At 75.2% G+C, this 21,143-nt stretch carries 18 protein-coding genes; 10 read left to right on the plus strand and 8 right to left on the minus strand.

Annotated elements, in window-relative coordinates; genetic code table 11:
- Positions 1-44 precede the first annotated feature (44 nt).
- Together OG774_RS02515 and OG774_RS02520 are read left to right on the plus strand one after the other, a co-directional pair.
- Positions 45-2,420 (plus strand): xanthine dehydrogenase family protein molybdopterin-binding subunit, encoded by a 2,376-nt coding sequence (locus OG774_RS02515; RefSeq protein WP_328306361.1) that lies wholly within the window; start codon positions 45-47, stop codon positions 2,418-2,420.
- Between the two features lie 10 nt (positions 2,421-2,430).
- Positions 2,431-3,186, plus strand: coding sequence for a bestrophin-like domain (locus OG774_RS02520; RefSeq protein ID WP_328306363.1), 756 nt, complete (start codon positions 2,431-2,433; stop codon positions 3,184-3,186).
- Position 3,187: 1 nt separating this feature from the next.
- Here the strand turns inward: OG774_RS02520 and OG774_RS02525 are convergent, their stop codons facing one another.
- The 4 genes from OG774_RS02525 to OG774_RS02540 all read right to left on the minus strand — a co-directional run bounded on the left by OG774_RS02525 (position 3,188) and on the right by OG774_RS02540 (position 7,618).
- Positions 3,188-4,606 (minus strand): glucose-6-phosphate dehydrogenase, encoded by a 1,419-nt coding sequence (locus OG774_RS02525; protein WP_328306365.1) that lies wholly within the window; start codon positions 4,604-4,606, stop codon positions 3,188-3,190.
- A 73-nt stretch (positions 4,607-4,679) separates the two neighbouring features.
- On the minus strand, positions 4,680-6,104 hold the full coding sequence (locus OG774_RS02530) for an MFS transporter (protein WP_328306367.1): 1,425 nt from the start codon (positions 6,102-6,104) through the stop codon (positions 4,680-4,682).
- A gap of 661 nt (positions 6,105-6,765) precedes the next feature.
- A complete protein-coding gene (locus OG774_RS02535) occupies positions 6,766-7,320 on the minus strand; it encodes a GNAT family N-acetyltransferase (protein WP_328306369.1) in 555 nt (184 codons plus the stop codon).
- 58 nt (positions 7,321-7,378) lie between these two features.
- On the minus strand, positions 7,379-7,618 hold the full coding sequence (locus tag OG774_RS02540; protein WP_328306371.1) for a hypothetical protein: 240 nt from the start codon (positions 7,616-7,618) through the stop codon (positions 7,379-7,381).
- A gap of 125 nt (positions 7,619-7,743) precedes the next feature.
- Here OG774_RS02540 and OG774_RS02545 point away from each other — a divergent pair, with 125 nt between their 5' ends.
- Together OG774_RS02545 and OG774_RS02550 are read left to right on the plus strand one after the other, a co-directional pair.
- Complete coding sequence (locus tag OG774_RS02545) at positions 7,744-8,118, plus strand: hypothetical protein (protein ID WP_328306373.1); 375 nt, start codon at positions 7,744-7,746, stop codon at positions 8,116-8,118.
- A 149-nt stretch (positions 8,119-8,267) separates the two neighbouring features.
- Positions 8,268-8,441 (plus strand): hypothetical protein, encoded by a 174-nt coding sequence (locus OG774_RS02550; RefSeq protein ID WP_328306375.1) that lies wholly within the window; start codon positions 8,268-8,270, stop codon positions 8,439-8,441.
- Here OG774_RS02550 and tenA read toward each other — a convergent pair.
- Positions 8,438-9,100, minus strand: a complete 663-nt coding sequence (tenA, locus tag OG774_RS02555; protein ID WP_328306377.1) for a thiaminase II — start codon at positions 9,098-9,100, stop codon at positions 8,438-8,440. The genes OG774_RS02550 and tenA overlap by 4 nt on opposite strands.
- A gap of 56 nt (positions 9,101-9,156) precedes the next feature.
- Here tenA and OG774_RS02560 point away from each other — a divergent pair, with 56 nt between their 5' ends.
- Entirely contained in the window at positions 9,157-10,095 is a 939-nt protein-coding gene (locus OG774_RS02560) for a cobalamin biosynthesis protein (protein WP_328310732.1), read from the plus strand.
- Positions 10,096-10,129: 34 nt separating this feature from the next.
- Here the strand turns inward: OG774_RS02560 and OG774_RS02565 are convergent, their stop codons facing one another.
- From OG774_RS02565 to OG774_RS02575, 3 genes are read right to left on the minus strand one after another with little or no spacing between them, the layout of a single operon-like run.
- Positions 10,130-10,975 (minus strand): SURF1 family cytochrome oxidase biogenesis protein, encoded by an 846-nt coding sequence (locus OG774_RS02565; RefSeq protein ID WP_328306380.1) that lies wholly within the window; start codon positions 10,973-10,975, stop codon positions 10,130-10,132.
- Between the two features lie 10 nt (positions 10,976-10,985).
- Positions 10,986-11,804, minus strand: coding sequence for a fructosamine kinase family protein (locus OG774_RS02570; protein WP_328306382.1), 819 nt, complete (start codon positions 11,802-11,804; stop codon positions 10,986-10,988).
- Entirely contained in the window at positions 11,801-12,262 is a 462-nt protein-coding gene (locus OG774_RS02575; RefSeq protein WP_328310734.1) for a low molecular weight protein-tyrosine-phosphatase, read from the minus strand. Before OG774_RS02575 ends, OG774_RS02570 begins: the two co-directional genes overlap by 4 nt.
- A 161-nt stretch (positions 12,263-12,423) precedes the next feature.
- Here OG774_RS02575 and OG774_RS02580 point away from each other — a divergent pair, with 161 nt between their 5' ends.
- From OG774_RS02580 to OG774_RS02600, 5 genes are read left to right on the plus strand one after another with little or no spacing between them, the layout of a single operon-like run.
- Positions 12,424-13,113, plus strand: a complete 690-nt coding sequence (locus OG774_RS02580) for a hypothetical protein (RefSeq protein ID WP_328306384.1) — start codon at positions 12,424-12,426, stop codon at positions 13,111-13,113.
- Positions 13,106-14,758 carry an Hsp70 family protein gene (locus OG774_RS02585; RefSeq protein WP_328306386.1) on the plus strand — a complete coding sequence of 551 codons (1,653 nt, stop codon included), beginning with the start codon at positions 13,106-13,108 and terminating at the stop codon, positions 14,756-14,758. The genes OG774_RS02580 and OG774_RS02585 overlap by 8 nt, the downstream gene beginning before the upstream one ends.
- Positions 14,759-14,763: 5 nt before the next feature.
- The gene (locus OG774_RS02590; protein WP_328306388.1) at positions 14,764-17,421 is read left to right on the plus strand and encodes a hypothetical protein; all 2,658 of its coding nucleotides are present in this window, start codon (positions 14,764-14,766) and stop codon (positions 17,419-17,421) included.
- Between the two features lie 13 nt (positions 17,422-17,434).
- Positions 17,435-18,628 carry a zinc ribbon domain-containing protein gene (locus OG774_RS02595; RefSeq protein ID WP_328306390.1) on the plus strand — a complete coding sequence of 398 codons (1,194 nt, stop codon included), beginning with the start codon at positions 17,435-17,437 and terminating at the stop codon, positions 18,626-18,628.
- Positions 18,625-21,141, plus strand: coding sequence for a GAP1-N2 domain-containing protein (locus tag OG774_RS02600; protein WP_328306392.1), 2,517 nt, complete (start codon positions 18,625-18,627; stop codon positions 21,139-21,141). Before OG774_RS02595 ends, OG774_RS02600 begins: the two co-directional genes overlap by 4 nt.
- Positions 21,142-21,143: the final 2 nt, after the last annotated feature.

Here is a 21,143-nt window from a genome sequence, read left to right on the forward strand (position 1 = left end):
CACTCTCGAATCTCAGGCACTCTCGAATCTCAGGAGCAGCACCGATGACCATCACTCCCAGTCGATCCGGATCGATCTTCGGTCACTCGGTCAAGCGCACCGAGGACCAGGGCCTGATCACCGGGGCCGAGAGCTACACCGGTGACCTGCCGATCGAGGGCTCGCTGCACGTCGTCTTCGTCCGCTCGCCCATGGCGCACGGGACGCTGAACTCCGTGGACGTCGAGGAGGCGCGCACGAAGCCGGGCGTCGTCGGGGTGTACGTCGACGGCGACCTGCAGATCGCCGACCGGCCCGGCCTGCCCGGCGTCGTCCCCGACGCGATGTCCCGCCCGCCGCTGGCCCGCGGGCGCGTGCGGTTCGTCGGCGACATCATCGCCGCCGTCGTCGCCGAGACCTCCGGCCAGGCGCTCGACGCCGCCGAGTCGGTGTTCCCCGACATCGACCCGCTGCCCGCGGTGGTCGGCATCGAGGAGGCCATGGCCGAGGGCGCCCCGGTGATCTTCGAGGAGCACGGCTCCAACGTCGTCGCGGGCGCCGGCACCGGCGAGGTCGAGGGCATCTTCGACACCGCCGACACGGTCGTCTCCGGCAAGTTCTACAACCAGCGCATCGCGGGCGTGCCGATGGAGCCGAACGCGGCCGTCGCCGTCCCCGGCGAGCCGAACGGCGGCGTCACCCTCTGGCTGTCGGTCCAGACCCCGCACGGCGCCCGCGACGCGCTCGCCGGCGACCTGGGCCTCGAGGCCGAGCAGGTCCGCGTGATCGCCCCGCGCGTGGGTGGCGGCTTCGGCCCGAAGGCCACGGCCTACCCCGAGTACTCGATCGCCGCCCGCGCCGCGATGGACCTCGGGCGCCCCGTGCGCTGGACCGAGACGCGCTCGGAGAACATGCTCTCGATGGTGCACGGGCGCGCCCAGGTGCAGCACGTCGAGCTGGGCGTCAAGAACGACGGACGCATCGTCGGGCTGCGGGCCTCGGTCGTCGGCGACGGCGGCATGTACCCGGCGGTCGGGACGATCCTGCCGAGCCTGACCCAGCTGATGGCCCAGGGCGTCTACGACATCCCGGCCATCGACTTCGCCTGGAAGTCCGTGGTCACCAACACCACGACCACCGGGGCCTACCGCGGCGCCGGGCGCCCCGAGGCGACCCAGCTGCTCGAGCGCATCATCGACATGGCCGCCGACGAGATCGGCATGGACCCGCTCGAGATGCGCCGGAAGAACTTCCTGCAGCCCGACAAGTTCCCGATGACCAGCCTCACCGGCGCCGAGTACGACAACGCCGAGCACGAGAAGGCGCTCGACGCGGTCAAGGTCGCGGCCGACTACGACGGCCTGCGCGCCGAGCAGGAGCGCCGCCGCGCCGAGGGCAGCCGGACCGCCATGGGCATCGGTGTCGCGTCGTACGTCGAGGTCACCGCCCCGCTGGGGCTCGACGGGGAGTACGGCTCGGCCCAGGCGCACCCCGACGGCACGTTCACGGTCATGGCCGGGACGAGCGCGCACGGCCAGGGCCACGAGACCGCGTACGCCCAGCTCGCCGCGGGCGTCCTCGGCGTGCCGATGGAGAAGATCAAGGTCGTCCAGTCCGACACGTCGCTGGTGCGCAGCGGCGCCGGCACGCTGGGATCGCGCTCGCTGCAGACCGGCGGCAGCGCCATCCACAACGCCTCCGAGCAGCTGGTGGCGCGGGCCAAGGAGATCGCCGCGCACCTGCTCGAGGCCGGGGTGGAGGACATCGAGCAGACCGACGGCGGCTTCGGCGTGAAGGGCATCGCCGACCGCGAGATCACCTGGGCGCAGGTGGCGACGGCGTCGGAGGACGGGTCGGGCACCGAGGACGGCGCCGCCGCCCCGATGCTCCAGGAGCTCGACTTCAAGCAGGGCCAGTCCAGCTTCCCGTTCGGCTCCCACATCGCCGTCGTGGACGTCGACCTCGACACCGGCATGGTCCGCCAGCGCCGCCACGTCGCCGTCGACGACGCGGGCCGCATCCTCAACCCGATGCTCGTCGCCGGGCAGCAGCACGGCGGCATCGCCCAGGGCATCTCGCAGGCCCTCTACGAGCGGGTGACCTTCGACGAGGACGGCAACCCGACCAGCGGCAACCTCGCCTCGTACACCATCCCGTCGGCGGCGGACCTGCCGTCGTTCGAGACGTCGAACACCGAGACCCCGACCCACCTCAACCCGATCGGCGCGAAGGGGATCGGGGAGTCGGGCACGATCGGCTCGACGCCCGCGGTGCACAACGCCGTGATCGACGCGCTGTCCCACCTCGGGGTGCGGCACATCGACATGCCGCTGACCCCGGAGGCGGTGTGGCGCGCGATCGCGGGGGCGTCCGGCGGCGACCCGGCCGACCGCTCGCCCGCCGGCCCGGAGTACGCCGGGGAGCCGGGCTCCCAGCACTGACGACCCCTCCGTGAGCGATCTTCGGGCCTGTGGGCCCGAGGATCGCTCACGTAGCCTCCTGCCGTGCGCGCTCGTCATCGCCGTGCTGGTCCTGGCGCGGCGGTGGGGGTACGGCGACGTGCTCGGCCCGCTGAGCCCCGGCCTGCTGGCCCCGATGGGCCTCATCTTCGGCCTGCTGACCGGGTTCCTCGTCGCCGACGTGTGGGCCGACCGCGACGACGCCGCGGCCTCCGTGGGCCAGGAGGCGAGCGCCCTGCGCGACATCGACCTGCTCATGGGCACGTTCCCCGCCCAGCAGCCCGAGGTCCGCGCGCTGCTGCGCGGCCAGATCGAGCAGTACGTCGCCGTCGAGTGGCCGCAGATGGCCGACGGGCAGGCCACGATCAGCGTCGCGCCCGGCGGGCTCGTGCAGGTGCAAAACGTCGTGCTGTCCCTGCCGGTGCAGACCGAGGGCGAGCGCGTGGCCGAGGATCGGCTCGTCACCGCCGTCGACGCCGCCCTCGAGGCCCGCCGGACCCGGCTCGTGCTCAGCGGCTCGGCCATCGGCCCGCTGCGGCTGACCGCGCTGTTCCTGGTCGCGGTCACGACGCTCGCCGCGACCGCCTGCGTCCACGCCGACCGGCCGCGCCGCGCCGCGGTGTCCCTCGTCCTGCTCGGCACGGCGATGGCCCTCGCCCTCACGTTGCTCTGCGCGCAGGCGGCACCGTTCGCGGGCTACTTCGCGATCGACCCCGATCTCCTGCTGCAGGTGCGCCCCGCGCCGTGAATCAGCCCGGCAGCACCCAGCCCACGGGATCGGCGAGGCGCTCCGCCGACGCGGGGCCCCAGGAGCCCGGGGCGTAGCTCTCGGGCTGCCGGTGGTCGTCGAGCACCTCCGCGGCCGCGATCCAGACGTCCTCGAGGCCGTCGGGGCGGGTGAACAGCGCGCGGTCGCCGGTGAGCACGTCGTGGATCAGGCGGACGTACGGCGGGAGGGGGTCGCCGCCGGAGAGGCCGTCGAGCGGGATCTGGGTCCACGTCGTGCCCAGGTCGATCGAGGCGCCGGGCGTCTTGACGTTCATCGACAGCGCCAGGGCGCCGTCGCCGGCGAGGTCGAAGCACAGGACGTTGCCGCGCGTCGGCAGGTCGCCCGGGTCGACGGGGCCGTCGTCGGGGTCCCGGAAGATCAGGTTGACCTTCTGGTGGCTCTCGGCCATCCGCTTGCCGGTGCGCAGGAGGAACGGCACCCCGCGCCAGCGGTCGCTGTCGATCCAGAGGCGGGCGGCGACGAAGGTCTCGGTGGTCGAGTCGTCGGCGATGTGCTCGAGGTCGCGGTAGCCCTCGAACTGCCCGCGGACCACCTCGTCGCGCTGCAGCGGGCGGAAGCGGCGCACGGCCTCGTCGCGGGCGGCGGCGACGTCGTCGGCGCGGAACGACGCGGGCGGCTCCATCGCGACCTCGGCCGCCACCTGGAACAGGTGGGTGACGAGCATGTCGAGCACGGCGCCGGTGGCGTCGTAGAACTCGGCACGGTCGGCGACGTCGAGCGTCTCCGGCACGTCGATCTGCACGGCCGAGACGTGGTGGCGGTCCCAGGAGCTGCCGAACAGGCCGTTGGCGAAGCGCAGGGCGCGCAGCTCCTGGGTGGCCTCCTTGCCGAGGAAGTGGTCGATCCGGAACACCTGCGACTCGTCGAGCACCTCGTGCACGACCCGGTCGAGCTCCCGGAAGCTCTCCAGCGACGTGCCGAAGGGCTTCTCGTAGACCACGCGGGCGCCCTCGGCCAGCCCGTGCGCCCCGAGGGCGCGCGTGTAGTCGCCGAAGGTGGTCGGCGGCAGGCCGAGGTAGTGCACGAGCTGGGCGTCCTGCCCGATCTCGCCCCGCACCTCGGCGATGCGGTCGAGCAGCTCACCCGGGTCGTCGGCGGTGAAGCCGCCGCCGGCGAAGCGCAGGCCCGCGGCGAACTCGTCCCACGGTCCGTCCTCGGGCGTCAGGCCGCCGAACTGCTCGAGCGCCGCCCGGACGTCGTCGCGGAACTCGTCGTCGGTCTTCTCCCGTCGCCCGCTGCCGATCAGGCGCCACTCGTCGGGCAGGAGCTTCTCCTGCACCAGGCGGAAGAACGACGGAAGGACCAGGCGCTTGGCCAGATCCCCGGTGGCGCCGAACAGCACGAAGACGGTGGGGCCGGGGGAGTCGGGTGCGGACACGGGGCCATCGTGCCCGTCATCGTCGCGCCCGACACCCCGGGCCACCACCATCGGGGACGCCGCTGCTGCGACATCACTGCTGCGACGCGACCAGCTCCCGGGCCTCCTGGGCGGTCGACACGGCCGGGTGCGAGCCCGGCAGCGGCCTCCCGGCGGTCTCCCGCAACGACAGCAGCACCACGGCGCCGACCGCCCCGGCGAACACCAGGTACACCGCGGGCCAGTAGGCCCAGCCCGTCCCGAGCACGACAGCCGTCATGATCAGCGACGTCGTCCCGGCGAAGGCCGACACGAAGATGTTGAACGAGATCGCCAGCCCGCCGTAGCGGATCTCGGTGGGGAACAGCGCCGGCAGCGTCGACGGGCAGGTCGCCGAGAAGAGGATCAGCAGCAGGCCCATCACGGCGAGGCCGATGCCGACCAGCGGCACCGAGCCGCTCTTGAGCACCAGGATCATCGGGAAGGCGAGCACGACCGTGCCGATCGATCCCACCCACAGGATCGGCTTCCGGCCGACGCGGTCGGAGAGCCGCCCCAGGAACGGGATGATGAACACGGCCACCCAGAGCACCCCGATCTGGAGCCACTGCGACGTCGTGCTGTCGATCGCGGTGCCCCCGACCACCTCGACGTTGTCCTCGAGGTACGTCGGCATGTAGCTGGTGAGCATGTAGTTCGGGATGTTCCACGCCACGACGAGTCCGCCGGCGGCGAGCATCGCCGGCCAGTACTTGCCGAACAGCTCCTTGAGCCCGCCGCCGGCCTGTTGGCCCTCGCGTTCCTCGGACTCCGAGAGCAGCGTCTGGAACGACGGGGTCTCCTCGAGCTTCACGCGCAGGTAGACGCCGACGACGCCCAGCGGCAGCGCGATGAAGAACGGGATGCGCCACGCCCAGGTGGACGCGAACTCGGGCGAGGAGACCAGCGGGATGACCGTCGCGACGGTCGCGCCCAGTGCGTAGCCGATGAACGTCCCGCACTCGAGGAAGCTGCCGAAGAACCCGCGCCGCTTGTCCGGGGAGTACTCGGCGATGAACGTCATCGCGCCGGCGTACTCGCCGCCGGTGGAGAAGCCCTGCACGACGCGGCAGAGCACGAGCAGGATCGGCGCCCAGATGCCGATCGACTCGTACGGCGGGATGAAGCCGAGCAGGAACGTCCCGATCGCCATCATGATGACCGTGATCGAGAGGACCTTGGTGCGGCCGATCCGGTCGCCGAGCGGCCCGAAGAACAGCCCGCCGAGCGGCCGCACGAGGAACGACACCGCAAATCCGGCGAACACCCCGACCTGCGCGAGCGTGGGGTTGTCGGGCGGGAAGAAGTTCTCCTCGATCGTCGTCGCCAGATAGGCGTAGACCCCGAAGTCGAACCACTCGGTGATGTTGCCGACCGCCGCCGCGCCGACGGCGCGCTTCATGGTGGCGTCGTCGGTGACGGTGATGTTCTCGGGGGTGTCGGGCGCCCCGCCGCCCCCACCGGAATCGGTCGTCGTCATGTGGTCTCCCCTCATGACGCGGGGGCTCCCGACAGCACTACCGGAGCGCCCTCGGAAACGTCCCGCGTCCTCCGACCGGGCCGTCGCCGGCCCGGCTGCCCCGACAGGGAACGCATTCTGTCCGATTTGACGGAAACAACCCGAAAGTCGTTAACGTCCGTTTACTTCTCGTGGTCATCGGACACTACTGAATGGGGGTCGCCCCCACACGGTGAAACGGTGCCGTCGCTGTGAGTGGGGTCATCCGCAGGGTCGCCGACGCCGTGGAACACACCCCGGGTCCGACGCGTCCTACAGAGCGGGTGCAGATAGCGCCCGACGTTCCGCAAGCGTCCGCGGACCGCTCGGATCAACCGGATCCGGTCACCGGCCAGGACGCGTGCACGTGGTGAGGAGGAGCCGTCATGGCGGCAGTGTTCATCGGCATGATCGTGAGTGCGGGAGCGGGCGTCGGGGTGGCTTCGGCCCTCGCCCGGCACGCCCAGCGGAACTGGGGCCGTCGCTCCGTCGCCGCGGAGGCCTGAGCCGCACCGATCACGCTCGACGGGCCGCCCCGCACCGCGCGGGGCGGCCCGTTCGTGCGTCCGGGGCCTGTCGGTCGTGGGGGCCTGTCGGTCGTGGGGGCCTGTCGGTCGTGGGGGCCGGTCGGTCGTGGGGCCGGTCAGCCGTCGGGGCGCAGGTCGGCCTGCATGAGCACGGTGTCGGCCCACTGGCCGTTCTTGTAGCCCACCGACGGCATGCGGCCGACCTCGACGAACCCCAGCCGGCGGTGCAGCACGATGGACGGGGTGTCGTGCTGCGACCCGGCGATCGCGGCGATCACCGCGACCACCTGGCGCACCTCGGTGCCCCGCAGCCCGTCCAGCACCGCCGCCAGCAGGCGGGAGCCCACGCCCCGCCCGGAGGCCTCCGGCGCGATGTAGATCGAGTCCTCGACCGTGTAGCGGTAGGCCGCGTGCGGCCGGAACCGGGTGACGTGCGCGAAGCCCTCGACGGCGCCGTCGAGCACGGCGACGAGGAACGGCAGCCCCGCGGACCGGGCCTCGGCGATGCGCTCGCGCCACATCTCGTCGGTCGGCGGGGTCTCGACGAACGTCGCGATCGAGTGCAGGACGTACCCCGCGAAGATCGCACCCACGCGCTCGGCGTCCCCGGCCTCGGCCGGGCGCAGCGAGAGCGAGGTGGCGGTGCTGGGGGAGGAGCGGTCGGCGGCCACGGGGCGATTCTGGACCTTCGCGCCGTCTCCTGTCCCGGGCCGTCCCGGCGGGGCCTGCCTACTCGACGCGGACGAGCGTGAACTCCCACTCGCCGGCGTCGTTGTGCCCGGTGCGCTCGTAGATCGCGTGCTGCTGGTTGCCGACGACGTCCGAGATCGTGCGCCGCACCCCGTGCTCGGCGCTCGGGAGCGGGATGCGCTGGACCAGCGGCGGCTGGTCTCCGGCCTCGTCCGGCTGCGTGATCTCCCCGACCCCCTGCAGGGGGCCGTTGACGTACCGGACCGCGAACTCCCTCATGTGCCCTCCCTGGCGCGTTCGGTGCACCCTACGACCCCGGCGCGCAATGGTCATCCTCGCCTCGCCCGGGTGATTGCACCGATCGGTGTACTGCTCGGGCGGATTCGACCACGTAGCGTGGTTCCGTGCGGTCCGCTCTCCTCCTGCTCGGTGGTCTGGTCCTCCTCGGGGCCGGGATCGTCGTGCTCGCGATGGGCATGCCCGGCGCCCTCGTGGTCGGGCCCGCGCTCATCGTGGCCGGCGTCCTGGTCAAGATCGCGGGCTTCGCGCTCACCGGGGACACCCCTCCGTCCCCGTCGGGGCGCACGCTGACGACGCTCGGCACACCGCCCGCGGAACGCGGCCGCACCGGGACGCCCTCGGGCCGCACCTCCGCGCTGCGCCGCGCCCGCTCGGCGCGCGCTGAGCGGGCCACGGCCCGCGCCACCGAGGCCGCCCGCGCCGTGGTGCTCGACCCGGCGCAGGCGGTCCGCCGCGGGCGGGGACGGCGGGCGTCCTGACCACCTGGGAGTACGCGACGCTGGAGATCTCGGCGGTCGGCCTCTCCGGGGCGCAGGACGCCGAGGCCGAGTGGCAGATCTACGCGATCGGCCCGGCGGGCGAGCTGATCCTCGAGGAGTTCCGCCCGTACCGCGTGGCCTGGGCGCGTGTGTACGCCGAGCAGCTGAACCTGCTGGGCCGCCGGGGCTGGGAGCTCGTGGCCCTCGCCGGTCCGCAGAACGCGCTCGTGCCGAGCGCCCCCGGGGGTGCCGCCGCGAGCGCGCACCACGTCGTCGAGACCCGGTTCGTGCTGCGGCGGCCCGCCGCGGGCCCGAACGGCTAGACCGGCCAGGTCTCCTGCCGCCAGGCCGCGTCCCAGAACATCCACTCGTACCGGCACGTCGTCACGAAGTGCTCCCGGACGCGGGCGCGCTCGGTGTCGGCGAGGGTCGGCCCGATCCGGTCGGCCAGCGCCAGCACGGCGTCGACGACGGCCTGGAACTCCTCGCCGCCGTACATCGCGATCCAGCGGGCGTAGAGCGGGTCGGGGGAGCCGGCCCCGAGCAGCGCCTCGCCGACCTTCGCGTAGACCCAGTAGCACGGGAGCACCGCGCCCAGGCCCTCGGCGAACGAGCCGCCGTGGCAGGTCGCGAGCAGGTAGCTCGTGTAGGCCGTGGTCGTGGGCGCCACCGGCTCGGCGGCCGCCTGCTCCGCGGTGAGCCCCAGCGCCCCGGCGAGCTCGGCGTGCATCTCCTGCTCGGCGGCGATCGCGCCGGCGGCGTGCGCGCTGAACATCACCGTGTCGTTCGCGGACGGGGCGCGCGCCGCGAGCAGCGCGAGGGCGCGGGCGTATCCGCGCAGGTAGTGCGCGTCCTGCACGATGAAGTGACGGAACGCCGCGTGCGGCAGGGTCCCGTCCGCCAGGCCGGTGAGGAAGGGGTGCGCGCGGACCTCCGCGTACACCCCGGCGCCCGCGTTCCAGAGCTCGTCGCTGAAGGCCACGGCGAGCACCCTGTCACGGGCCGGGTGGGAACGCGGGGTGAGATCATCGGCGTGTGCTGGTCACGCCGAGAGCCGCCGGGCTCGCGCTCGGGGTGCTGGCGGACGCGGTGCTCGGCGACCCACGACGGGGCCACCCGGTCGCGGTGTTCGGATCGCTGGCAGGCCGGCTCGAGCGCCGGTGGTGGGCGGACCGGCGCGGGCCCGGCGTCGCCCACGCCGCGGTGCTCGTCGGTGGGGCCGTGGCCGGCGGGATGCTGCTCGAGCGGGCCACGGCCCGACGTCCGCTCGCGCACACCCTCGTGACCGCTGCGGCCACGTGGACGGTGCTCGGCGGTACCTCGCTGGCGACCGAGGGCTCGGTGATGGCGGCCTCCCTCGCCGCCGGGGACGTCGCGGCGGGCCGGGAGCGCCTGCCGCACCTGTGCGGCCGGGACCCGTCGGCCCTCGACGCCGACGGTCTCGCCCGGGCGGCGCTGGAGTCGGTCGCGGAGAACACCGCCGACGCCGTCGTCGCGCCGCTGGTGTGGGGCGCGCTGGCGGGGGTGCCGGGGCTGCTCGGGCACCGCGCGGTCAACACCCTCGACGCCATGGTCGGGCACCGCTCGGCGCGCTACGAGCGCTTCGGGTGGGCCTCGGCGCGCGCCGACGACGTCGCCGGCGTGGTGCCCGCGCGCGTGTCGGCGCTGGTCACGGCCGCCTGCGCGCCGTTCGTCGGCGGGCGTCCGGGCGACGCCGTCCGTGCCTGGCGCCGCGGCGCCCCCGCGCACCCGAGCCCGAACGCCGGCCCGGTCGAGGCGTCCTTCGCCGGCGCGCTGGGCCTGCGCCTGGGCGGGCGCACCGTCTACCCCTACGGCGTCCAGGACCGCCCGGTGCTCGGCGACGGCCGCCCCCCGGCCGTGGCGGACCTGCCGCGGGCGGTGCGCCTGTCCCGTCTCGTCAGCGCTGCGACGACGGCTCTGGCCGTGGTGCTCGTGTCAGCCTGGGGGCCACGCTGACGTCCACCGTCAGGAAAGCCCCCATCTCACGCGCTCAGCGCCGCCCGTAGCGGTCGGCGAGCTTCTCCTCCGTGCTCGTCGCGCGGGCGTCCCACGGGGTGCCGTCGGCGGCGTCGCGGGGGTCCTGGTCGTCGGCGTCCCGGCGGGCGTGGGGCTCGAGGCCGTGGGCGCGGCGGTACTCGAGGCGCGCGAAGTAGATCCACGCGCCGATCGCCATCAGCCCGAAGATCAGCCACTGCCAGGCGTAGGAGTACGAGGGGTTCGGGTCGGGCTGGGGGAGGGGGACCGCGGTGAGGACGCCGGGGCCGTCGCTGAGCTGGACGTAGCCGGGGCTCGTCGGCACGCCGCCGACGGCCGCGATCGCCCCGGCGTTGGCGGAGTAGACCTGCCGGCGACCGTCCGCGACGACCGCCGGCCGGTCCGAGGGAGCCTCGTCGCGGCGCAGGTACCCGGTGAGGGAGACCGCGCCGGCCGGGGCGGGCGGGATCGCGCCCAGGCCGCCCTGGTCCTCGGAGCGGACGTAGCCGCGGTCGACCAGCACGGTCTCGCCGGTCGTCGTGGTCAGCGGGGTCATGACCTCGACCGCCGGCTTGCCCTCGATGCTGCGCAGCCGGACGAGGACCTCGCCCTCGGGCCGGTAGGTGCCGGTGAGCGTGACACGGCGCCAGGCGACGTCGTCGGCGGGCTCGGTGCCGGGGGCGACGAGGTCGGAGCGCGGCACCGGCGCCGTCACCACCGCCCGCGTGAGCGCGGCGTTGACCCCGTCGCGCTCGTCGCTGCGGTGGAACTGCCAGGGCGCGAGCAGGTAGGCGCACGCGAACGCGAACGCCGCCACGACGAGGGTCAGCGCGATCCATCCGGGTCGGAGCAGGAACCGCACGACAGACAGGTTACGTGGAGCGCGCGAGAGGCTTGCAGATCGCGAGCGCCCGGCTCCCGTAGCCGCCGCCGAAGAGCACGGTGTGCACGAGCAGCGGGAAGAGCTGGTGCAGGCCGACGCGGTCGCGCCAGCCGTCCGCGAGCGGGGCCGCCTCGTCGTACGCGGCGAGCACCGTCTCCAGCTGCGGAGCGCCGAACAGTGCCAGCATCGCCAGGTCGGTCTCGCGGTGACCGCCGTGGGCCGCCGGGTCGATCACCCACGCGCGGTCGCCGTCCCACAGCACGTTGCCGGTCCACAGGTCGCCGTGCAGGCGCGCCGGGGTCTCGGCCGGGCCGGCGACGTCGGGGAACGACGCGCACGCCCGCTCGACCACGGCGACGTCGTCGGCGGAGAACGTGCCCTGGTCGCGGGCCTGCCGGGCGTAGGGCAGGACGCGGTGCTCGGCGTACCAGGACGGCCAGTCGTCGCCGGTCTCGTTGACCATCCGCGCCTCGCCGATCCAGGCGTGCACCGGGCCCCCGGGCGGCGGCGACCCGACGGCCGGGGCACCCGCGGCGTGCAGGGCGGCGAGCTCGCGACCGAAGCGCGCCGCGGCGCCGGCGTCGGCCCGCCCCGAGGGCACGCGGGTCGAGACCATCCGCCCCTCGGCGGTCCCCAGCACCTCGGGGACGCCCACGGCGCCCGGCTCGGCGAGCCAGCGAAGCCCGGCGGCCTCGGCGGCGATCGACGACGGCTCGCCGCTCTTGACCACCACCTCGGTGCCGTCGTCCAGCGTGGCCGTCTGCACGCCGCGACCACTCCCGGCGAGCAGTGACTCCACCGACGTCACGGGCGGACCCGGTCGACCAGGCCGGGCATCGCGGCCTCGACCATCCCGATCACCTCGTCGAACCCGTCGGGGCCCCCGTAGTAGGGATCGGGCACCTCGGCGCCCTCGGGGGCCTCGGGGTCGAACGAGCGCAGCAGCATCACGCGCTCGGACGGGGCGCCGGCCGCGACGAGGTCGCGCACGTGGTCCTCGGTCGCGGCGACGAGCAGGTCGGCGTCGAGCTGACGGCGGTCGACCTGCTGCGCCCGGTGTGCGGTGTCGTAGCCGCGACCCTCCAGCGTCGCCGCCGCGCGCCGGTCCATCGGCTCGCCGGCGTGCCACGAGCCGATGCCGGCGCTCGAGACCTCGACGGCGTCGGAGAGCCCGGCGTCGGCGAGGCGCGCGCGGAAGACCTTCTCCGCGACGGGGGAGCGGCAGATGTTGCCCGAACAGACGAAGACCACGTGCACGAGCGCCATGATCCCGGCGCCGTCCCCGGGCACGCCGCACGGGGCTCCGCCGTGACGCTGTGCGTTCGTCGTGGCTGGGCCGAACGGGCGATCTTCCACGAACGTGCTACGGCGCGTCATAGATTGAGCGCCCGCGGGCGGGGGCGCCTGCACGGTCGAGGGGGATCGACGTGGGGGACGACGGACGCCCGGCACAGGACGAGGCGGCCCAGGACGAGCAGGCCCAGGACGAGCAGGCCCAGGACGAGCAGGCCCAGGACGAGCAGGCCCAGGACGAGCAGGCGCCCGGGCCGGAGACGGTGTCGGATCCGGACGTGCTGCACCGGGTGCTCGCCCGGCTCGACGACCTCGACCGCCGTCTGGGCGCCGAGCAGGAGCGGGCGCAGGCACGCGAGGAGGTCATCGCCCACCAGCGGGCCGAGCTCGACGCGCTGCGCGACGAACGCCGCGGGCGGCACCTGCGGCCCCTCGTCGTCGCGCTGGCGAAGCTCCGCGCCGAGCTGCTGGAGGACGCCGCCCAGGACCCCGCCGCCGACGACCCCACGGCCGGCCGTCGCCGGGACACCCTCACCTACTACGCCGACAGCGTCGCCTCCGTGCTCGAGGGCTGCGGCTGCGAGCCCGTCACGGTCGCCGTCGGCGACGTCTTCGACGCGTCCGCCCACCGCGTGCGCCGGCCCGTCGCCACCGGCCCCGAGTCGCACGGCCGGGTCGTCGCCGTGCTCTCCGAGGGGTGGCTCGAGCGCGACTCGGGCCGCGTCCTCGCCCCCGCCGGGGTGGCCGTCGGGCGCCACGAGCCCGCCGGGGACATCCAGCCCGTCGAGAACACGCAGGACCAGGAGGTGGCGCACCATGCCTGACCGCGGACGCAGGGTCTACGGGATCGACCTGGGCACGACGTACTCGGCGGTCGGCTTCGTCGACGAGACCGGGCGGGCGTCGATCGCCCGCAACGGCGAGGGGGAGGAGACGACGCCGTCGGTCGTCTACCTGGAGAGCCCGACGAACGTCGTGGTGGGCACGCAGGCCAAGGCGATCGCCAAGATCGAGCCGGACCACGTCGTCAGCCTCGTGAAGCGCCAGATGGGGACGTCGGCCGTCTACTCCTTCCACGGCCAGGAGCACACGCCGGAGTCGCTCTCGGCGCTGATCCTCAAGCACCTCGCGGCCGGGGCGGAGGTCGACGACGAGGTGCGTGACGTCGTCATCACCGTGCCCGCCTACTTCGGGATGCGGGAGCGCGACGCGACACGCAAGGCCGGCGAGATCGCGGGCCTCGAGGTCCTCGGGATCGTGCCTGAGCCGGTCGCGGCGGCCGTGCACTACGAGACCAGCCAGGGTGCGGTCGGGCGCACGGTGCTGGTCTACGACCTGGGCGGCGGCACCTTCGACACCTCGGTGATCCGCATCGACGACAACGCCGTCGACGTGGTGTGCACCGACGGCGACAAGGACCTCGGCGGCGCGGACTGGGACGCCCGGCTCGCCGAGCACCTCATGACCCGCTTCGTCGAGGAGGCCGCGCCCGACGAGGACCCGCGCGAGAGCGAGGACCTCGTGCAGGAGGTGGCGCTGCTCGCCGAGTCGGTGAAGAAGCAGCTCTCGAAGCACGAGTCGCGGCCGGTCAACCTCAAGCTCGCCGGCGCGGCCGCCCGCTTCGACGTGACCCGTGCCGAGTTCGAGGCGATGACCGAGGACCTGCTCGACACCACCGTCGCCATCCTTCGCCGCACGCTGGACACCCTCGAGGACAAGAGCCCGGGCACGACGATCGACGAGGTGCTGCTCGTCGGCGGCTCCACCCGCATGCCCGCGGTCGCGGAGCGGCTGGCCGCGGAGTTCGGATGGACGCCCCGGCTCTTCGAGCCCGACCTCGCCGTGGCCAAGGGGGCGGCGATCTGGGCGCTGTCCCGGCGGGTGGTGCAGGAGACCGCGCGGGCCCGCGACGCCGCGCCCACCCTAGAGGCCGGCGACGAGAGGGCCCGCGAGGCGCTGTCGGCCATCGCCGCCGCGACGGGGATGAGCGAGGCCGACCTGGGCCGCCTCTCCGCGAAGTCCACCCGCAACGTGCTCTCGAAGGCCTTCGGGGTGCAGCTGGTCGACGGTCCGCGCCCCGACGACCGCGTCTACGTGCACCACCTCGTCGCCGCCAACGACCCGCTGCCCACCGGCGATCGGACCCTCGAGGCCTTCACGGTCGTCGCCGGCCAGCGCAGCGTGGACATCGCCCTCTACGAGCAGGCCGGGACGGTGGCCAGCGAGGAGATGGAGGACAACGTCGCGGTCTCCGACGGCGCCGGCCGGATCGAGGGCATCCCGCCGGGGCCCGCCGGGGCCCCGGTGGACATCGTGCTCGGCATCGACGAGCAGGGCCTCCTGCGGCTGCGCGCCACGCACCGCTCCTCGGGGCGGAGCCTCGACATCGCGGTGACCATCGGCGCGCTGAGCCCCGAGGAGGTCGAGCGTGCGACCCGGGTGGTCCACGGACTGATGGTCACGGGCTGACGGCCGTGGACCAGAAGCCCCTCGACCAGAAGCGATACGAGGAGGAGGTGGTCCGGCCCCTGCGCGGGCGGACCGCCCAGCTCCCCGACGACCTGCCCACCCGCTACGCCGTCGACGCCCGGATGACCGGGCCGGAGATCGAGAAGCGGCTGCGCGAGGTCCGCGCCTACTGGACCAACAAGGCCCGCAGCGCGAGCCACGTCGGGCAGGTCTGCCAGGCGTTCCTGCGGGCCGACGAGCGCCTGCGCGGCGAGCACGGCGACCAGCTCGCCGACCCGGCCTTCTGGCGCCGGCGCCGGCGCGACGGCGACCGGGCGCGCCGCCGGGCCACCGACCAGCTCGCGGCCGAGCTGTCGGGCTTCTACGGCGACCTCGGCCTGCTCACCCGCGAGCAGCTCGACGCAGCCGCGGGCGCCCACGCGGACCTGGAGGCCGACCAGGCCGAGCAGGCCGCGTCCGCCGCGGGCCTCGAGGTGGTCGCGGCCCGGGAGCTGCCGGGGGTGAACGGGGCGAGCGGGGTGTCCCGTGACGCGGTCCGGACGCTCACCGACGGGCTGGCCGCCGCCGGCGCGCCGTCCGTCCCGGCGCTGCTCCACCCCGAGGCCGGCGCGTTCACGCTGCTCGACGCCTTCTCCGCCACGCCCGCGGCGCCGGGCGGTCTGGACCTCCCCGCCGTCGAGGCCCGGATCGAGGCCGTCTCCCGCGGCCGCGACACCGCGACGAGCGGGCCGGCCAAGCACGTCCTCGGACGCCTGCGGACCGCCGCCGTGCAGGGCGTCGACCTCCGCATCCTGTCCCTCGTGCTGCTCCTGGAGCCGGCGCGCGCGCAGCGGGCGGCCGGGGCCGTGCCGTCCGGGCTCGTCCGGCGTCTGGAGGCCGGGCGGCTCGCGCCCCGCGAGGCCCGCCGGGTCGTGGTGCACCTGCTCGCCGAGAGCACCGCCGTCGCGCCCACCGACCCGCTCACGGAGCTGCGGACGCTGCTCGCGGAGGGCCGTCCCGTCGCGGCGGCGCGCCTGCTCGCCGTGCTGGACGACGAGGCGGCCGTCGAGGCGCGCCGCCTGCTCGAGGCGCGGACCCGCGAGGTCGAGACGCTGCGGGACGAGGCCTCCGCGGCGCTGCGCGACGGCCGCCCGGATCTCGCCGAGCAGAAGCTCCGCGCGGCCCTGGCGGTCGCCGCCGACCGGGAGGACCTGGCCGAGGAGCTCGCCCACGTCCCGCTCGCCCCGGTCACCGGCGTGGAGGTCGTCCCCGACGGGGCCGGCGTACGGATCTCCTGGACCGCGCCGCCGAGCCACGCCGACGACGCCGTGTACCGGGTCGTGCGGCGCACCGACCGCGCCCCGCGCGACGCCGACGACGGGACGGTCGTCGCCGACGTCGCCGGGGCCCGCTTCACCACCGACCCGGCGCCGCCGGTGGGACGCCCGGTGCACTACGCGGTGCTCGCCGGCCGGGCCGTCGGCGCGGCCCGGTCGTCGGCGGTCGCCGCGAGCGTCACTGTGGTCCCGCCCGTCGCCGACGTCGAGATCGTCGGCGAGCCGGGGGCGGTCGTCGGGCGCTGGCGGGCCCACCCGGACGCGGTGGCGGTCCGGGTGCGACGGCACGCGGGGGCCGACCACGCCGAGGTGACCGCGACCCTGCGCGGCTTCACCGACACCACGGCGCTCGAGGGCGTCGAGTACCACTACGAGATCGCCGCGGTCTACGCCGAGCAGGGCCGCGAGCTCGTCGCCGAGCCGCAGGCCGGGCACGGGGGTGTCCGCGCGGACTCGGCGCCGGTCACCGCCCTCGAGGTCGCGCCGGAGCAGGACGGCACCGAGGTCCGGCTGCGCGTGAGCTGGCGGACCCCGCGCGGGGCCGACGTCGAGATCCGCGTGGCCCGCACCCCGCCCCCCGGGGACGTCGGCGCGGTGCTCACCGCGCGCGTCGTGGAGGCCTGGGGCACCGAGATCCCCGGGGTGCCCCGCACCCGCGACGGCTGGGACAGCCTGCTCGCGGACGTGCCACCGGGCCGGGTGCACGTCGCCGCGTTCACGCGGGCGCCCGCCGGCCGGGTGCGCGGCCGCGATGCCGGCCACGACCTCGTCCCCGCGCCGACGCAGCTGCGCGCCCAGCGCCGCGGCGACGACGTCGTGCTGTCCTGGGTCTGGCCCACCGGGGTCGCGGTCGCGGAGATCGGGTGGTCCGGGGGCGGCGACCGGACGACGCGGGCGCGCTACCGCGACACCGGCGGGTTCCACCTGCCCGCCGGCGTGACCGGCGCCGTCGAGGTGTGCGCCGTCGTCGGCGCCGGGCCCGACCGGAGCGTGTCGGCGCCGGTCGTCGTGGCGGTCGAGGCGCCGGCCCGGCCCGTCCGCTACACCGTCGCGCAGCAGGGCTCGCGGCTGCGCGGCACCCGCGAGTGCGTCGTGTCGGTGCCGCCGGGCCAGGGCAGCGGGAGCGTCGACGTCGTCCTCGTGGCCAGCGAGGGCCGCGTCATGCCGCTGACGCCGGGCGCCGGGGTGGAGCTCGTGCGCCACCGCGTGGAGCTGTCCTCGGCGCAGCCGACGGTCTTCTCCGCGCCGCTGCCCCGGATGCGGCGCCCGTACTGGCTGCGCTGCTTCTCCTGCGGGGACGAGGTCGCGCTCGTCGACCCGCCGGTCTCGGCGCTCAGAGTGTCGTGAGGGAGGTCTCCTGATGGCCGGGGTCCCGTGTCCGTACTGCTACCACCGGATCGACGCCTGGGCTCTCGCGTTCCAGTGCACCGGGGTCGGGGCGCCGGGGGTGGAGGGGTGCCGGCGTGCGCCCGATCCCGAGCGGGCCCGGCACACCGGCTTCGTCGGCGACGTCCACCACACGTTCGTGCCGACGCGCTCCCTGCGCTCCGCGACGCAGGCCGACTGTCCGCACTGCCACGGCCGCACCGGGGTGCGCGCGTGCCCCGTGTGCCACACCCCGCTGCCCACGACGTTCGTCGGGAGCCGCAGCCCGCTGGTCGGCATGGTCGGCGGCAAGGGCGCGGGCAAGACCGTCTACCTCACGGTGCTGAACCACCAGCTGCGCACCGTGGTCCGCCGCCGCTTCGACGCCGACGTACGCCTCGTCGGCGACCGGCAGGGCGGCGAGACGAGCACCGAGGAGTACCTCGCGCGCTACCAGCGCGCGCTCTTCGAGGACGGCGAACTGTTCGAGAGCACCCCCGCGGCGCAGGAGAGCCGCAAGGAGCCGCTGGTGGTCGAGTGGCGCTCGCCCCGCCGTGGCCTGCTCGGGCGGACCTCGCTGCGCACGACGATCCTGTCCTTCTACGACACCGCGGGCGAGGACCTGACCTCCCAGGAGTCGGTGCACACCCAGGCCTACCTCGGCTCCGCCGACGGCATGATCGTCCTGCTCGACCCCTGGCACCTGCCCGGTGTGCGCGACCGTCTCGACGTCCCCGACGCCGCCGTGACCGGGGCGGACGGCCCGCTCGACGTGCTGATGCGGGTGACCGAGCTGCTGCGCGCCACCGGCGGGGTGAAGGCCCACCGGACGGTGACGACGCCGATCGCGGTCGCCTTCGCGAAGATGGACGCGCTCTTCCCGATCCTCCGGACGTCCGACCCGATCTTCGCGCCGGTCCGGCCGGGCGCGGGGTACGACGACGAGGCCGGCGAGGCGGTCCACGAGTACGTCGCCTCGCTGCTGCACCGCTTCGACGCCGACGACGTCGACGCCCACCTGCGGCTGAACTACCGGACCTTCCGCTACTTCGCGGTCTCGGCGCTCGGCGCGCCGCCGGACTACAAGGTCAAGCAGGTCGACCCCGGCGGGGTGCAGCCGTTCCGGGTCGAGGAGCCGCTGCTCTGGCTCCTGCACCGCCTCGGCGTCGTCGACCGGAGCCGGTCGTGAGCGGGCGTGAGCCGGCGGCCTTCGCGTCGCTGTACTACACCGACTGCCTGCCGGGGCAGGGTCTCGGCGGCGGCGCGGGCTTCGGGTTCCAGGCCCGCTCGGAGGGCGCGGGCGAGGACGAGCAGCGGCTGGTCCAGCGCGGCGCGCTCTACGAGGTGCCCGTGCGCTGGATGCGCGACCGGCGCCCCGTGGCCGACTTCCCGCCCTCGCTGGCCCACCTCCACGACGGGGCGGGGACCGAGAGGACCTACGTGACGGCGGGTGGCCGCTACCTCGGCCGGGAGGCCAACGGGTACCGCGACGGCAACCAGTTCACCCACGCCGTCGTCACCCGTGAGGCCGGGTCGTACGGCCTGGTCCGGCCCGCCCAGCTCTGGGGCGCGTCGTGGTGGGCCTCGGCCCCGGCGCCGACGACGTCGTGCGCCCCTGTCCCGCCCCACCCGGACCCCGGGCCGTGGGACACCGAGACCGTCCGCGAGCGGATCGCCGCGGTCCCCGACGGCCGGGAGCGCCTGCTCGCCCTCGTGACCGCCCTCGGCGGCCTGCAGGCAGGCGCCGACCGGCGTCGGGTCCTGCTCGTCACCGACCGCGGTGACGACGCGGCCTGCTGGCTCGCGGCGGCCACGCTGCTCCTGGACCGCGAGCGCGCCCTCGCGATCAGCTTCAAGATCTTCGCCACCGACCCCGACCGGAGCCCGCACGACGTCGTCGTCGCCCACCCCGACTGGGCCGGGCCGTACCGGCGCCAGGACGGCTACCTCGTCCTCGACCTGCTCGAGCACGCGCCGCCGGAGATCGCGCCGCCAACGATCGTGCCGTCGGCGGAGGCGCTGTTCTGGGTGCCGCTGTTCCTGGGTGCCGACGACCCGCTCGACGTCGTCGACGCGGTCGAGGTCGCGGGCCAGCTGGCCCGCGAGGGCCACCCCGACGGGCGCGCCGTCCCGGGGGAGGTCGAGCGGGAGGCGGCGGCGCTGACGGTGGGGCTGCCCCTCGGCGTCGACCCCGGCGCCGCCGTCCGGATCGCGGGCTGGCTGCGGACGGCGGGGCCCGGGGCGGTCGACGTCCTCGGGGCGCCGCTGGTCGGGACGCTCGTCGCGCAGACGCACGACCACACCGCGCTCCTCGACCTCGACGCCGTCGCCGCGATCCGGGCGGCCGCGCTCGGCGCCGCCGAGCTCGGCTGGGACGCGGTCGCGGCCGCCGCGCGGCGTCGCCTGTTCGACCGTGAGGCCGACCTCGCCGCGGACGGCGGGCACGTGCCCGACACCCCGCTGCGCCCGGTGGCGGGGGAGCCTGCCCCCGCGGACACCCTCGGGCAGGTGGCTGCACTCGAGCGCGTGGCGCAACGGGCCGACCCGGCCGCGGCCCTGCGCCTGGCCCACCGTCACGCGCTGCCCGTCCCGGACGGCGTGGCCCGGCGGTTCGTGGGCTGGTGGGCCGACCACCCCGACGCCGACGTCGACCCGGACGGTTGGGCCCTCGACCCCACGGTGGTCACGGACCTGCAGCGCGAGCTCGAGCGCCGGCTCGGCGAGCCGGACCTCCGCGAGCGGACCGCCGCCGACGTCGAGCGCCGCTGGTGGCGCCGTCCTGAGCCGCTGGCCGGGCGCATCCCGGTGCTCGGCGCGGTCGGGCGCCTGGACCTCGCGGTGGCCCGGGCCGCCGTCGCCGCCGGGGGCGAGCCCGCCCGGGCCGCGCTCACCGGGCTGGCCGCCGCGGTGGCGCCGGGGCCGAACGGGCGCTGGGTGTCGACGTGGGAGCGGCTCCTGGGGCGCGACCCGGTCGACAACGCCACCGTGCGCCGGTTCCTCGAGGCGAGCCCGCCGCAGGCCCACGACCGGGCGCTCGCGGTGGTCGCCTACCACTCCCTGACCCGGGCGCCCGCCGTCGACGAGGACGCGCGGGCCGCCCTCGACGTCCTCGAGAAGGCGGGACTGCCGCCCCGGGCCCTGGGTCACCAGGACTGGCCCCCCGCGGACGCCTCGGTGACCGAGGTGGTCGAGCGCCTGGGGCAGGGTGCGCGTCTCGACGAGGCCCGCGACCTCGGCCTGCTCCTGGCGAAGGCCGCCCGGCCCACCCGCGCCGACCGCAACCGGCTCGTGCGGGCCCTGCGCGGGGCCGGCCCGTCCGTGGGCGGGCGGGTGCTGGTTGCGGCCGGCCCGTCCACGCTGCGGGACACGATGCTCACCCAGCTCTACGCGTGGGCCCAGGGCGACCCCGACCACGCCCCGGACCCCCGGAGCACGGCGGTGCTGTTCGTCTTCGCGACGAAGGAGACCGCCGTCCGTGCCCGCGTCGGCCACGGGCACCTCACGAAGCTCGACGCGGTCCGCTCGGGGCTCGACGCGGACGTCACCCGGGCCGTCACCGATCTGCTCGCCGACGACCGGGAGCGGGCGGCCGACGACGGGGTCCTGGAACTCTGGCGGGAGCGCCGGCGACCCGCCTCGTCGCTCGCCGCGCACAGCGGCCCGTCCTGGCGCGACCGGTTCGGCCGGCGGAAGAAGGGCTGAGC

The sequence above is a fragment of the Actinomycetospora sp. NBC_00405 genome, assembly GCF_036044095.1.
Lineage (GTDB): Bacteria > Actinomycetota > Actinomycetes > Mycobacteriales > Pseudonocardiaceae > Actinomycetospora > Actinomycetospora callitridis.